This window comes from Parabacteroides distasonis ATCC 8503 (assembly GCF_000012845.1).
Taxonomy (GTDB): Bacteria; Bacteroidota; Bacteroidia; order Bacteroidales; family Tannerellaceae; genus Parabacteroides; species Parabacteroides distasonis.
On sequence record NC_009615.1, the window covers coordinates 4,144,072 to 4,157,863 of the forward strand.

A 13,792-nucleotide genomic window follows, 5' to 3' on the forward strand; every position below is an offset into this window, starting at 1 on the left:
TTGAGGAATAGATGCTGATGCAATTCTCTTTATATATAAGAGAACGGATGTTTATTTCTTATTCCGTACAAGATTTTATGCATGTGTGTGCCTTAAAAGCCTTAAATAAAAGGATCGTACTTGTATTTTACGATTTCCTTTTTATTTAAAGAAGCTTGTACGTCAATTAACCGTTGGTTGCTGCTTCCCCGGAATAAAAGGCTCTCATCCCGAAGGGTTTGTTTGTAGCGCCCATCTACCAATACGTCGATATAGGATAATAAGGCGGCTTGTGCCGGGTTCTTTATCAGGTCCTCGAATTTATATCCCGTGTAGCACCAGATCGTCTTTTGGCTTTTTTCCTTGATCGCCTTGGCTACCTCGGTGAAGCCTTCCGGCTGGAACATGGGATCTCCACCACTGAAGGTGACGTTGGCGAACTCGTCAGCCAGCACTTTCTCCACGATCTCTTCCGTTCTTACTTTCTTTCCTTTATGGATGTCCCATGATTCGGGGTTGTGGCAACCCGGGCATTTGTTCGGGCAACCCGCCGCATAGATGGCGGTCCGGAATCCCGGACCGTCTACGGTGGTATCTTCGATGATATCTATGATGGACAACATGGTAATTGAAAATTGAAAATTGACAATTGAAAATTAGTTGTGGGTGATGCGGTCGTTCAGCTCGGATAGCTTGGCGTTGTTCCAACGGTCGGTGGTTCCTACCAAGTAACCGGTGATGCGTTGAAGTTTGTCCAAGTGTTTGCTGCCGCATTTCGGGCAGGCTTCCAGATTCGGGGTGGAGTTCTCGTAGCCACAATCCAGACAACGGTTACGATTATGGTTTACGGAACCGTATCCGATATTGTATTTATCCATCATATCCACGACACGCATGATCGCTTCGGGGTTATGGGTAGCGTCGCCATCCATCTCTACGTAAAAGATATGGCCACCACGAGTCAAATCATGATAAGGAGCTTCCACTTCGGCTTTATGACGGGCACTGCACTTATAATATACCGGGACGTGATTAGAGTTCGTATAATAATCCCGATCCGTGATACCGGGGAGCGATCCGAACTTCTTACGATCTTTTCCCGTGAACTTGCCGGACAAGCCTTCTGCCGGAGTTGCCAGTACGCTATAATTGTGTTGATATTGCTCAGAGAATTGGTTGGCACGATCCCGGATATACGTAACGATCCTTATGCCTAAGGCTTGCGAATCCTCATCTTCGCCATGATGCTTCCCGGTAAGGGCTACCAAGCATTCGGCCAGTCCGATAAAGCCGATACCCAAGGTGCCTTGGTTGATAACGGAGGCAATCGAATCGTTGGGCTTCAACTTCTCCGAGCCTAACCACAAGGAAGACATCAACAACGGGAATTGCTTTGCGTAAGCGGTTTTCTGGAACTCCATACGCTCATGCAACTGACGAGCCGTAAGTTCCAGCATATGATCCAGTTTCGCGAAAAACAGGGCGATACGCTCTTCCTTGTTCTCCACTTGCATGCACTCGATAGCCAATCGTACGATATTGATCGTCGAGAAAGAGAGATTACCTCGTCCGATAGAAGTCTTCGGTCCGAAACGATTCTCGAACACACGGGTACGGCATCCCATGGTCGCTACCTCGTGGATATAGCGCTGAGGATCGTCCGCTTTCCAATCCTCGCTTTGGTTGAAGGTCGCGTCGAGATTCAAGAAGTTCGGGAAGAAACGACGGGCGGTGACCTTGCAGGCCAATTGGTAAAGATCGTAGTTGCGGTCTTCCGGCAGATAACTTACGCCTCGTTTCTTTTTCCATATCTGGATCGGGAAGATAGCGGTTTCGCCGTTACCTACGCCTCTGTAAGTACTTTTTAATAACTCCCGGATGATGCAACGACCTTCCGCCGAGGTGTCGGTCCCGTAATTGATGGAGCTGAATACCACTTGGTTGCCTCCACGGGAATGGATCGTGTTCATATTATGGATAAAAGCCTCCATCGATTGGTGTACACGGCTTACCGTGCGGTTGATGGCATGTTGTATGACGCGTCTATCACCGCTTAATCCATCCAAGGTCTGTGTCTGGTAATCGTCGATAGGCTTATTATATAAGTGGGAGAAATCCTGTCCGTATAAATCCTCTAAGGTCTTTACTTCCTCGATAAAGCTATTACGTACGTAAGGAGCTAGGTAGAAGTCGAACGCCGGTATCGCCTGTCCGCCATGCATCTCGTTTTGGGCGGTCTCTAGAGAGATACAGCCAAGGATGCTTGCGGTTTCGATTCGTTTAGCCGGACGTGATTCGCCATGACCGGCGGAGAACCCGTATTTCAGGATGCGATCCAACGGGTGTTGTACGCAGGTCAAGCTTTTAGTCGGATAATAATCTTTATCATGAATATGGAGATAGTTGTTTGATACGGCTTCCTTGACCTCTTCGCTCAATAAATAGTCATCGACAAACGGCTTGGTGGTCTCGCTGGAGAATTTCATCATCATGCCGGCGGGTGTATCGGCGTTCATATTCGCGTTCTCACGGGTGATGTCATTGGATTTGATATTGATAATCTCCAAGAACATATCCCGTGTTTTCGCCTTGCGGGCTACGCTTCGCTGATTTCGGTAAGCGATATATTTCTGCGCTACGTCCTTCCGGCTACTGGCCATCAATTCCAGTTCCACGGCATCTTGAATCGCCTCTACGGTCATTTGAGGTTCTCCCTTGAATGAGATATGATCTGTGATCTGGCGAATCAGTTGCATATCTTCTCCCTTGTCTGTATGCAACATGGCTTTACGGATAGCGGTTACTATTTTCTCCTCGTTGAAGCCAACGATACGCCCGTCCCGTTTAACAACTGTCTGTATCATGATGTCGATTAATTTGTGATTGATTATGCGTGCAAAGGTATCTTATTACACTATATGATTTTCTTTTTGGAAAACTTTTTGCTGATTAAATTATGTTAAGGTGTTAATTTGTAGTGTGTTGTAAAAAGTTTTGGAAAACTTTGTGTCTTGTATGATTGCTTTTGTTTTCCTTTTTGGCGATGTGATGTGTTATAAGCTTCTCTTTGTAAAGCTTTTAAAGAACATAAGCCGGGATATATTTTTGTTTATATAAAATAATTCATACTTTTGCCCCCGTTTTGGTGATGACGTAAAACCATCCGGTTTCGTCATAAAGAGGGAATCCGGTGTGAATCCGGAGCAGTGCCCGCTACTGTAAGCTTTTGTAAAGTAGAAAACATTTCTCATACCACTGTCTGTAAAAGACGGGAAGGTCGTTTTCTACGAGGTAAGTCAGGAAACCTGCCAAGCGTTTTTATTGCTGTTTTTCTCGGGGTCAGGAAAGCGGAAATATACATAATAACAAATCGTTTATGAAAAGAAAGTGTTTGTGCGCGGCTTTAGCTGTAAGTTGTGCGATAAACGTATCATTTGCGCAGGTACGTTTACAGGGTAAGGTCGTGGATGAAAGTAATGAACCAATCCCGGGCGCGAATATCCGCGTGTCGGAATCCTTGAATGGTACAACCACGGATGCCGGCGGAAAATTTGAGCTGAACCTTCCCGATGGTAGACATCGTATTCGTGTGACTTACCTTGGCTATGAACAGGGCGTGTATCAAACGGATCACTCGGAAAAAGATGTCGTTATTAAGCTGAAAGAAAAGTATGTGAATATCGATCAAGTGGTGGTAACCGGTACCGGTTCGCATCGCCGCATGAGTAATTCTCCTATTCCCGTGAAAGTGCTTACGGGAAAAGACTTGAAAGAGGCGAGCGTAACCAATTTCCAAGATGCGATGACCAAGCTGAATCCGAGTATCGTATTTATGGAAAACGGACAGGGGGCTACGATGAATATGAACGGATTGACAGAGAAATACGTGGTTATCTTGGAAAACGGTAAGCGTTTGGCCGGCGATGATACCTATTCCCGTATCGATATGTCTAACGTAAAGCGGGTAGAGATCTTGAACGGGGCCGCTTCCGCTTTGTATGGTAGCGATGCGATCGCCGGCGTTATCAATATCATCACGGATGATTCCCGTAATAAGGTGAACGTGACGAGCAATAGCCGTTATGGTAGCAAGAACCAATTCTTGCAGTCGGTCAATGCGGACGTGAATGTAGGGAAGTTCGGTTCATATACTTCTTATCAATATCAACGGGCCGATGGTTGGCAATTAAATCCCTATACGGAGAGTAAAGGCGAGTTGGTTCCTACCAATAAGCAAGCTTCCGAGGGATTTCACCGGAACGTGATCAACCAACGTTTCACGTACGACGCTACGGATCGTTTGTCTTTTTATGTGCGTGGTACTTTCTTCGGACGTTCCAGCGATCGTCCGATGCCGATGGATAAAGTGAATACGACCAACTATGATATGCGGAAAGAGACGTTCACTTATGGGGCGGGCGCTCAGTACATGATTAATAAGAACTCTTATTTGAACGCTGATTATCTGTCGGACAATCATAGTACGTATAAGGATTTCTTTGATGGAAAGAAAAGCGGAGAGAGTGATATGACGAAACGGATTCATTACCATAACTTGAATGTCAAGGGAATCTTTCGTTTGGGCAAGTATAATAAGCTTTCGGCTGGTACAGAGTTCATTAAAGAGTTACTGAGTAGCGAGACGGATAACATAGCGGGTAAAAGTATGTACACGACCGCGCTTTATGCGCAAGACGAGATCAATATCAATGAGCATTTCCAAGCGTACGCGGGTTTGCGCTATATTTACCATGAGAATTTTAAGAGTTATGCGACTCCTAACGTGGCTTTGCTGTATAAGGTAGGCGGTTTTAATTTCCGCGGATCGTATGCGGCTGGTTTCCGTACACCTGAATTGAAAGAGCTGTATACGGAATCGGAGAAGAAAGCGTCCGGAGCGACTCGCCTTACGATCGGTAATCCGGATCTGGACCCGGAGAAGAGCGACAATTTTACGTTGAGCGCAGAATATACGATGCGGTATTTCTCTTTGTCCGTGTCCGCTTTTATGAATAACGTACGTAGCATGATTAACTATAAGATGTTGGATACGGCGGAACGGGATGCTTATAACACCGCCCATGGTACGGACTATGATGAGATACAGATGCGTGCGAATATCGATAAAGCGAAGATCAAAGGTATTAACGTGGCCTTCAATAGTTATCTGGGAGCGGGCTTTACCTTGAATGGTGGCTATAGTTTCATGGATGGAAAAAACGTATATGAGGATGAGCCTTTGGATAAGACCGTTAAGCATAGTGGTACGGTAGCGGCTATGTGGTCTCATACTTGGAATAAGTATAAGCTGAACGTGAATTTTAACGGACGTATCCAAGGGGAACGTTATTCTACTTCTTATGGATATGCGCCGAAATATTCCTTGTGGAATCTCAATACGAGCCATACGTTTAGAGCCGGCGATTTCTTGTTGGAACCGGGAGTAGGTATCGAGAACCTTTTTGATTATGTAGATGATCGTCCCTTTAATTACAATTACGCTACATTGACCCCGGGCCGTACCTATTACGTCAGCCTTCTGGTCCGTTTCAAGCAGTAAACTGTCACATGTCAACTATCAACTAATATAATAATGTATAGGGGATTTTTACGATCCATGTTTGTTTGTTCACTCCTGCTTGGGTTCGCCTGTTCATTATGGGCGAAACCCGGGCGGGAGTTTTACGCTTCCGATATCCGGGAGAGCATGGAAAAGGGAGATAAGTTAGCGATCTTGATGGTACATTTCGGGAGTGCTTACCCGGAAGCTCGTACCCAAGTACTCGATGTGATGAACAAGCGTGTCAAGGAGGCTTTCCCAGACGTGGAAGTCCGGCAGGCTTATAGCGCCCGTAGCGTAGTGAGTCGGTTGAGGGCGCAAGGTGTTTGGGTTCAGTTGCCGGCGGACGCCTTGGTGGAGTTGCGTGATCAAGGGTTTACCCATGTAATTATCCAACCGACTATCATTATAGAGGGTGTGGAGATGGAAGCGATCCGTAAAGAGGCGGAACAGCGAAAAGGTTTGTTTAAGGATTTGCGTGTAGGTAATCCCTTGTTATATGATGATGCCGATTATGAGGCGGTGATGAAAGCGGTTTCCTCACCTTCTGGAGTGACTAAAAATGGGGCTAAGTTATTGGTGGCGCACGGAACTTATCATGCCAGTAACTCGGCTTATGCGAAATTGGGGTATATGTTCCAGACCAAAGGAATGAAAGATTATTATACCGGAACCCGTGAGGGTTTCCCTACGATCGAGAATGTAGGTGAGCAAATGCGCCAAGCCGGTCATAAGCGTGTGCAGTTGATTCCTTTTATGTTCGTACTGATTCGAGGTACGGAAAATACGGTTACGGATTTCTGGCAGAAAGGGCTACGTCAACAGGGTTTCGATGTGGATATTTATTTAAAGCCTCTAGGTGAGAATCCGGCGATCCGGTCTTTATTTATCGATCACATCCGTTTCGCCATGAAATATAAACGGGCGACGATTTTTGATCGAAAGAAATTATATACACACTGAACAATTGAAAATTGAGAATTGAAAATTAGTGAGTACTTACTGAACCAATTTTCAATTCTCAATTCTCAATTATTTACTGGTAGTCTTCTCCGGTTTCCCAAGCCTCCGCATCATTATATAATGCTTTTAGATGGTTCACCCAGATCTGACGAACAGCGTCGTAATCGCCTAAGCCTATGATCTTACAGTTCTCTAAACTTCCGTTATGGCTTTCTTTCGTGTCAATCTTGAAGCCCATCTTCAAAAGTTTTAGTCTCCAGCAAGCGTCGGCGTTAGGAGCGGCAGCGCTGAAATCATCACCCTCCTCGATACCCCAAAGGTCATTATGCGCATGGTCTCCGGCGATAGACATGAACGGAGCTAAGGAGATCGTGATCTCTTCCGGTTTTAAGTTATGATCCTCGCAGTATTTGGTAAGTTTGGAGTAGACACATTCCTCATTTGGTTCGCCTTCTTCCGGCCAGAACAACATATCTCCGTAATCAACGGTACCTACGAATACATTCTTGTTAGCGGCCAAGGCTTGCATAGCCTCTTCTGTTTCCGTGTATTTCGTATTTGCGTTATAGTTTTTATCCGGGTTACCATGTCCCATTAATAAAAGGATGTTCTTGTTATCAGCCAATTTATCACTGTAGTGGCTGTATAGGACTTTCGCTACGGCTTCCACATCCTCTTCGTTGTACACCAAACAAGGGCTTTTTACGACTTGAACACTCGGGAAAGACTCGATCATGAATTTCTTCTTCACGTCCGTATTCATCAAGCTTAGGTATTCCTCACCCGGGATGATGTGTAAGGACTGTACCGCAACCTTCTTGTAACCGGCATTTCCTAGGGCTTGTAACCAAAGGTCCGGTTGGTAACGTGCGATACCTGTCTCTGCTTCTACACGATTCACACAAGTACGGGAGGTAAATGACAAATAGATGTCCGCATCGGGAAATGCGTTTTGGAAATCGGCTAGTGTAGCGTCGTATGTCTTGATAGACTCCTTGAATGTGCTACCGAATGTACACAACAAGATCGCCGTGTCATGTTTCTTACTTGCCTTTACGACTTCTTCCGCCGGGTTTGCGGTATTGTCGTCGTCTCCATCATCACAGGAGGTAAAAACTGCGCTTGAGGCAAATAGACTCGCCGCAAGCAAAAGGTACTTAAATTTGTTCATCGCATTTAACTTTTAAGATTGTTTATAGTTTATGTTTATTCTGAAATTTCACGATAAAAGAGGCGTACCAAGTCCGTCCGGGAGACGTAGTTCCACGATGGCGTCCGAACGGGGTACGATCCACATAATCGAAGATATTATCGATACCGACATTGATATCTAGGTTCCATTTTTTCTTTTTCAATACGTTATGACGGGTATTCAATCGCCATAGCTGATAACTTTTTCCATCACCGTCCGTGATATAAAAGCGGGTGGATTGGTATCGGCCGAACAAGGTGACATCCAATTTATACTTTTTCCACGCATGGTTCCATGCTAGTTTCCAATTGGCATTATGGAATGAGGTTCCGTTGATCGGGGTGTAGAGCATATAATTCGAGTCGGCCGGATCATCCGTATATTGCGCTTTGGCATCCGTATAGCTATAGCCTCCACCAATAGCCAAGGAAGATAGGATTTGATAGGTGAGCGATATATCTCCCCCGAAAGAGCGGGCTTTGGATAAGTTCTTGTGTTGCATGCTGGCCTCGATCTCATCCAATCGGTCTTCGGCGCTTGTCGGGATCTCGGTCAAGGCGATCATGTTCTTGATACGGTTGTAGAATCCTGTTACCGTGATCTGCAGGTTCGACGCATGATATTCTACGCTCGCCGAATAATAATTGGACTTTTGCGGTTTTAAATCCTTATTACCATAATAATGTTTCCACGGGCCGCCGCCGATCTGCGTGATATAATCATCGTGCAACTCCTTTAAGGTAGGAGCCTTAAATCCATTTGAGTATGTGGCTCGGATATTGAAGTCGCCTAGTTTGTACATGGCGGAGACTTTAGGGGTAAACGTAGCCCCGAACTCTTGGTGCACGACGAAGCGCCCACCTACCGTCACATTCAACCGATCCGTCGGATTCCATTCGTCTTGTACATAAGCGGAAGCCGTAAATACGGAGGCTTTCCCGTTCTCGATACGCCGGGGAGATTTCAAATGATCGTATTGATATTCGAGTCCGGCGCTTAGGATATTGTTTTCCCCGAGGTGGAATACGCTTTTGGCTTGTCCTAGGAAACGTTGTTGAGAGGTTTCCAGAATATGTTCTCCGGGATAACGAGTGATACGTAAATCCGTTTCCGGATCGAAGAAGTTCGTAACATCTTTATGATGGTAATTATAGAAATAACTATAGTTACCATAAGTTAGGTCTACCGAAAGAAAATTCAGTCCTCCCAATGCGTATTTAGCTCCTCCGGCCACATCGAAGTTCCGGTAGAATTGATCATAGGTATAATACTTGAATGCGCCGTGCGGACGATAATTCCATTTCTGGTAAAAAGAGCCATCGGCCGAAAGGCTCAGCCGGTCGTTCACTTTGTAGGTTAAGTTCTCCCTTAACGTAAAGTTCGTGGATCGGTTTACGGTTCGTGTCACGGTTCCATTCATTACCTCGTGATGGTCCCATTCTTGGGTCGTATTTCGCCAGCCGTCCGTATGGGTCGTACTAAGTGAGGTGGTGGAATTCACTCTCTTATGCCCAATGCCGATTTGTACGCTTTCCAATATATCTCCATACGATCCGACACGAGTCGTATTCGATAGGCTCACTTTATCCCGGTTCTTTTTCGTGATAATATTGATAACACCGGCGATAGCGTCCGAGCCATACAGGGAAGAGGCGGCACCTTTTACGATCTCGATACGCTCGATATTGGCGGGGTTGATAATACTCAAGTCGTTTTGTCCGCCGGTATCTCCGTTGATCCGTTTGCCATTGATAAGGATCAAGATGTAATCGTTGCCTAATCCGTTCATCTGGATGCCACTACCCATGTCGCTCGGATTAAAGGTGATGGAAGCGTTCAGCCCTTCCAGAATATCTTGCATACTGCGTCCTTGGTAACTGTCAAGGGCTTTGCCAGTGATTACCTCTGTTTGCACAGGGGCGTCTTTCAGATAGTGTTCGGTACCCGTACCGGTGACCACGACCTCGTTCAATAGCACGGAAAGTTCCTTCGGATCTTTCAATATGCTTTGGGCGCATACGGATTGTACGCATGCCACCAGAATAGCGAATGCTAAAAGCCTCATATAGTGTTTTATTTGTACACGAAATAAAACAACAAGCCTCTATCTGGTTATGTCTCAAAAAATAAATTGAATCGTTTTTTGTATGACACATACTTCTATCCTGGAAGCTTGATGTTATTGTAAGACTTTAGCAGGTATTCTGGCTCTCCTCTGGTTAGAAACCTTCCCATTCCGACTTAGGAACAGTGGCTTTTGAACTTCTAACCAACTTCATGAGGATTACAGCTGCAGGAACAGCTCCGGATTCACACCGGATTCCCTCTCACCAAACTATGTGATAGCTTGATTACTAAAATCGGAGGCAAAGATATGAATGTTTTCTAATATTTAGAAAATATATATGAAAAAGTTTTTCTATAAACAGCCGATTGCGTTTTTGTAAGGTATGATATGTCTGTCCACTTCTATTTAGGAGAAAGAATATTTACATCATAAAGAAGATATCGGTAAATGTAATTGGCTGACAATTCGTAAGTAATACTGTTTGTCGAATCTTACTTCAAGCCTCTCGATTGATAGATCCTTTCCTTGGCCTCATTTATTTTCTGAAACTTCTCGTTGGCGGCCTTGCGGATGTCTTCTCCCAAACTGGCTACTTTGTCCGGATGATGCTTGACGGCCATCCGGCGATAGGCGGCACGGACTTCCTCGTCCGTGGCGGTCGGTTCTATCTCTAGCACCTTGTAGGCATCGTCCAAGGAACTTCCTTTTAGGTTCAACATGGATTCAACTTCTCTATCAGACATTCCCATCGCCATCGCTACCTCTTTCAAGGCATTGATCTCGGCTGCGCACACATTCCCGTCACTCTTAGCGATCTCGGCGAGGAACGCGAGCAATTGCAGCCGCTCCTCATAACTTAGGTTGTATGCGATCTGGGTTCCGCATTCCCGGATGGTATTCTTGAATCCCATGTTGTTCTCCTGATCCATGCGTTTAGCTTGGTCGAAAAGCTTTAGCAATATCTCCTCACCTTGGCTTACGGCGATCTCGCCGAAGTTTCTCCGAAGGAATTGACGGACGTATTCCATCTCGCTATGCATGATCTTCCCGTCGGCACGGATGATATAGGATGCCATAACCAACATGGAGAAAAGGAAACTGTTACGTTCCCCGGCGTATGGGTCTCTTCGTATATATTCATCATCGTAATTGGTGCCGCCACCGAAAGACTGCCCCGTCATATTTGCCCCTTCCTCGAAGAAAGAGCCTAATATAATGCCGGCTAGAGCGCCTAGCGGTCCGAACGCCATAAATCCCAAGACGCCACCTATCCATTTCCCGATACCCATATTCCTGTTTATCTTATTTGTTGATTACCGATATGCAATATTCGTAAAAAAACGGGAGATATGCAAATGTGAAAGGCGGGTGCGTGAAGCATACCCGCCTTGCGGTTATTTGGAGAGTTGGATCTTGAATGTTTTCTCATTTATCCGGATGACATACGTACCGAAGGGTAATCCCTTGTAGCCCTGTAAGCCTATTTGCTTTTGGTAGCGTACAATCTTTCCATTGAGTGCGATCACTATCACTGGCTGTAGCTATTATTGTTCAATTTTGATCCCGAAAATTCGCTCTATTTCAAAAATATATTCTTTGGGTGTTGTGAACAATACGGCTTCCATTCCAATCGCCTTTGCACCCAATACATTCACCATTCTGTCATCCGTAAACAAACATTCCGACGGTTTAAGGCCATATTTGTCACAAAGGCGAAGATAAATTTCCTTTTCAGGCTTGATGAAGTGTTCCTCACACGATATTACCACACCGTCAAGCAACTGGAATATGTCGAATTTCTCCATGACCCGGTAGATTGTGTCGCTCCAGTTCGTCAACCCATATAGTTTGAATCCAGATTGCTTTAACTTTTTTAGAAGTACACGCATACCTTCAATCTCTCCTGTTATCTCTTCAAGATAATTATCCTTGAAAAACGTGAAGGCATCGCTATATTCAGGATACCTTTTTATTGCTCCGTCAATCATTTTCTCAAACGGGATTATTCCACGGTCGCACATGTTTATAAATTCCGGATCTGATAGAATCTTGTGAAAACCGATTAGCGACACTTCATCATCCCCGAAATGTCGTTCAAGCAAGGGTTGCAAATCGTGATTTACAAGGACCTTGCCAAAATCAAAAATGAGGTTTTTAATCATTATCTTCGATATTTTTAATTACACGGCAAGGATTGCCGACAGCTATGGAATTGGCAGGAATATGTTTCACGACAACACTGCCTGCTCCGATGACAGAGTTTTTACCGATGGTCACACCCGGAAGGATTGTAGAGCCGCCTCCTATCCATACACCATCTTCTATAAGGACGGGGCGGGCAATTGTGTCGCAGATGGACGCTCCGGGACATGTCCTTTCCGGCATCCTTTCCGCGAGGTGAACGGAATGAGTAGCGGTATATATTTTTACATCGGGGGCTATCATCACGTTGTTACCGATAATGATATTGTTATTATCGAGGAACGTGCAGTTCATGTTCACGATCACCTTGTTCCCGAAATAGATGTTTTTCCCATACTCGCATCGGAAGTCTATGTCGATGTAAACATCCTTGCCGATACTTCCGAACATCTGCCGATAGATGCGCTGCTTTGCCTCATTGTCGGCATAATCCGTTTCTCTGAGTTGGTGTAGTAGCCTTTTGTTACGGACAGTCATTTCCGTTATTTCGGGCGATGAGCCGTCGAAAGGCTCCTCATCCATACATTTTTGATATTCAGTTTTCATGCTTTCAATTCATGTCATTGCAGAGCCATATTCTTGTTTGAGCCAATTTTTACAGCTTGAAGGTACAAAGTTATTAAAAATCGAGAAGAAGACGAACGGATGGAGATCTGTTTTTCTCAATCTCACTTTTTATATTAACTTTGTTCCAGATAGACTTCTGAATGCGGAAAAAGATGAATCTACATATTGAATTAGATACGAGCCATCCGGCATACGAATGGCTTGAAAGGCAGGCCGACAAGATCGGTGCGAAAGGACATTTCGGCACTCACGGGCAGCATCACATTGAGCGGGATAAGATGTGTGAGGCCGCCGGCTGTTATGTGATAGAGAACATCCGCATCGCTCCCGGAGAAATCGATGAGATACAAACGATACGTGTTAATTTTGACTTGGCCTACCCTTCGACAGGTAAGCCTTGTACGGTTATTCCTTGGAGTTGATGGACGACAAGTTCCGATACAGGCTATCCGGGAATCAGAAGATTGAGATAGCTCAAAACCTGATTGATATCATGGAAAAAGGCTCGGGGATAACCGAGCAGACCATTACGTTTATTGATAACTGGATTCGTACCGGTCCCGCCGAAAAGGGAAAAGCTTTTTTCGATGTGTGGGACATCGTCTTGAGAAACTATCTGCCGACAACCAGACCTGTTCTATTCCGCACGTGCGCAGAAATCGGTAAGGACGGCAAAATAGCAAGTTTTACCGCACGATTGGAATGCGCAAGAAGATTCGCCAAAGATAATAGTGAATTCCTAATTATATGTGATACAAAAGAAACGCTTATGTGTGAGGAGGAAGTTTATCGGCCGGGGGAGTACGAGCATACGTTCTATCCGCTTGTAGAAGTTTTGAAGAAAGCGGAGTCTTGCGGTGGATGCGGCTTCTCGCAAAGATTGCTGGATGACTATATTGGCGAGGATGAGTATATCATGAGAATCAACTTAACGGATATACATTGTTTCAAGTGGAAATAAGAAAGGGACAATGATATTCCACATTTTAATCGGATTTTTTAAAAGTTGAAAGAGGTAACGCCACAAGAATACAGAAAACATTTCCTATCTTTGCCACCGATCAAGGTGTAACCGCTATCCGTTCCGGTAGTGGCTAGTAAAAGGGAATCCGGTGTGAATCCGGAGCTGTACCCGTAGCTGTAAGTCCTTGTAGCCCCGGCAAATCTTGTTGCCACTGCCTATCGGATAGGTGGGAAGGTAGCCGACAGAGGGTGGACGAGCCAGAAAACCTGCCATGATCTTGTTATGCGACGTTTCGGG

At 45.1% G+C, this 13,792-nt stretch carries 11 protein-coding genes and 3 riboswitches; of the genes, 4 read left to right on the forward strand and 7 right to left on the reverse strand.

The features are described 5' to 3' along the window. Positions 1-101 precede the first annotated feature (101 nt). Together nrdG and BDI_RS17015 are read right to left on the reverse strand one after the other, a co-directional pair. Entirely contained in the window at positions 102-602 is a 501-nt protein-coding gene (nrdG, locus tag BDI_RS17010) for an anaerobic ribonucleoside-triphosphate reductase activating protein (protein ID WP_008772872.1), read from the reverse strand. 33 nt (positions 603-635) lie between these two features. Beyond that, the gene (locus BDI_RS17015) at positions 636-2,843 is read right to left on the reverse strand and encodes an anaerobic ribonucleoside triphosphate reductase (RefSeq protein ID WP_011967305.1); all 2,208 of its coding nucleotides are present in this window, start codon (positions 2,841-2,843) and stop codon (positions 636-638) included. A gap of 261 nt (positions 2,844-3,104) precedes the next feature. Beyond that, a riboswitch (cobalamin riboswitch) is annotated at positions 3,105-3,306 on the forward strand. A gap of 49 nt (positions 3,307-3,355) precedes the next feature. On the opposite strand from BDI_RS17015, the gene BDI_RS17020 reads away from it, so the two are divergent. Next, positions 3,356-5,539, forward strand: coding sequence for a TonB-dependent receptor (locus BDI_RS17020; protein WP_011967306.1), 2,184 nt, complete (start codon positions 3,356-3,358; stop codon positions 5,537-5,539). A 33-nt stretch (positions 5,540-5,572) separates the two neighbouring features. Beyond that, positions 5,573-6,502, forward strand: coding sequence for a sirohydrochlorin cobaltochelatase (locus BDI_RS17025; RefSeq protein ID WP_011967307.1), 930 nt, complete (start codon positions 5,573-5,575; stop codon positions 6,500-6,502). Between the two features lie 73 nt (positions 6,503-6,575). On the opposite strand, the gene BDI_RS17030 is transcribed toward BDI_RS17025, so the two are convergent. The 5 genes from BDI_RS17030 to BDI_RS17050 all read right to left on the reverse strand — a co-directional run bounded on the left by BDI_RS17030 (position 6,576) and on the right by BDI_RS17050 (position 12,510). Then, positions 6,576-7,673 carry a sirohydrochlorin cobaltochelatase gene (locus BDI_RS17030; protein ID WP_011967308.1) on the reverse strand — a complete coding sequence of 366 codons (1,098 nt, stop codon included), beginning with the start codon at positions 7,671-7,673 and terminating at the stop codon, positions 6,576-6,578. 22 nt (positions 7,674-7,695) lie between these two features. Then, positions 7,696-9,759, reverse strand: coding sequence for a TonB-dependent receptor plug domain-containing protein (locus BDI_RS17035; RefSeq protein WP_011967309.1), 2,064 nt, complete (start codon positions 9,757-9,759; stop codon positions 7,696-7,698). Between the two features lie 112 nt (positions 9,760-9,871). Further along, a riboswitch (cobalamin riboswitch) is annotated at positions 9,872-10,068 on the reverse strand. 185 nt (positions 10,069-10,253) lie between these two features. Beyond that, a complete protein-coding gene (locus BDI_RS17040; RefSeq protein WP_005867440.1) occupies positions 10,254-11,051 on the reverse strand; it encodes a DnaJ domain-containing protein in 798 nt (265 codons plus the stop codon). Between the two features lie 255 nt (positions 11,052-11,306). After that, a complete protein-coding gene (locus BDI_RS17045) occupies positions 11,307-11,924 on the reverse strand; it encodes an HAD family hydrolase (protein ID WP_011967310.1) in 618 nt (205 codons plus the stop codon). Further along, positions 11,917-12,510, reverse strand: coding sequence for a sugar O-acetyltransferase (locus BDI_RS17050; RefSeq protein WP_008772864.1), 594 nt, complete (start codon positions 12,508-12,510; stop codon positions 11,917-11,919). Before BDI_RS17050 ends, BDI_RS17045 begins: the two co-directional genes overlap by 8 nt. Before the next feature lie 173 nt (positions 12,511-12,683). On the opposite strand from BDI_RS17050, the gene BDI_RS17060 reads away from it, so the two are divergent. Both BDI_RS17060 and BDI_RS17065 read left to right on the forward strand, forming a co-directional pair. Further along, positions 12,684-12,953, forward strand: coding sequence for a hypothetical protein (locus BDI_RS17060; RefSeq protein ID WP_011967311.1), 270 nt, complete (start codon positions 12,684-12,686; stop codon positions 12,951-12,953). After that, a complete protein-coding gene (locus BDI_RS17065; protein ID WP_227742515.1) occupies positions 12,953-13,492 on the forward strand; it encodes a hypothetical protein in 540 nt (179 codons plus the stop codon). The genes BDI_RS17060 and BDI_RS17065 overlap by 1 nt, the downstream gene beginning before the upstream one ends. Positions 13,493-13,578: 86 nt before the next feature. Then, positions 13,579-13,783, forward strand: a riboswitch (cobalamin riboswitch). The last annotated feature ends 9 nt before the right edge of the window (positions 13,784-13,792 follow it).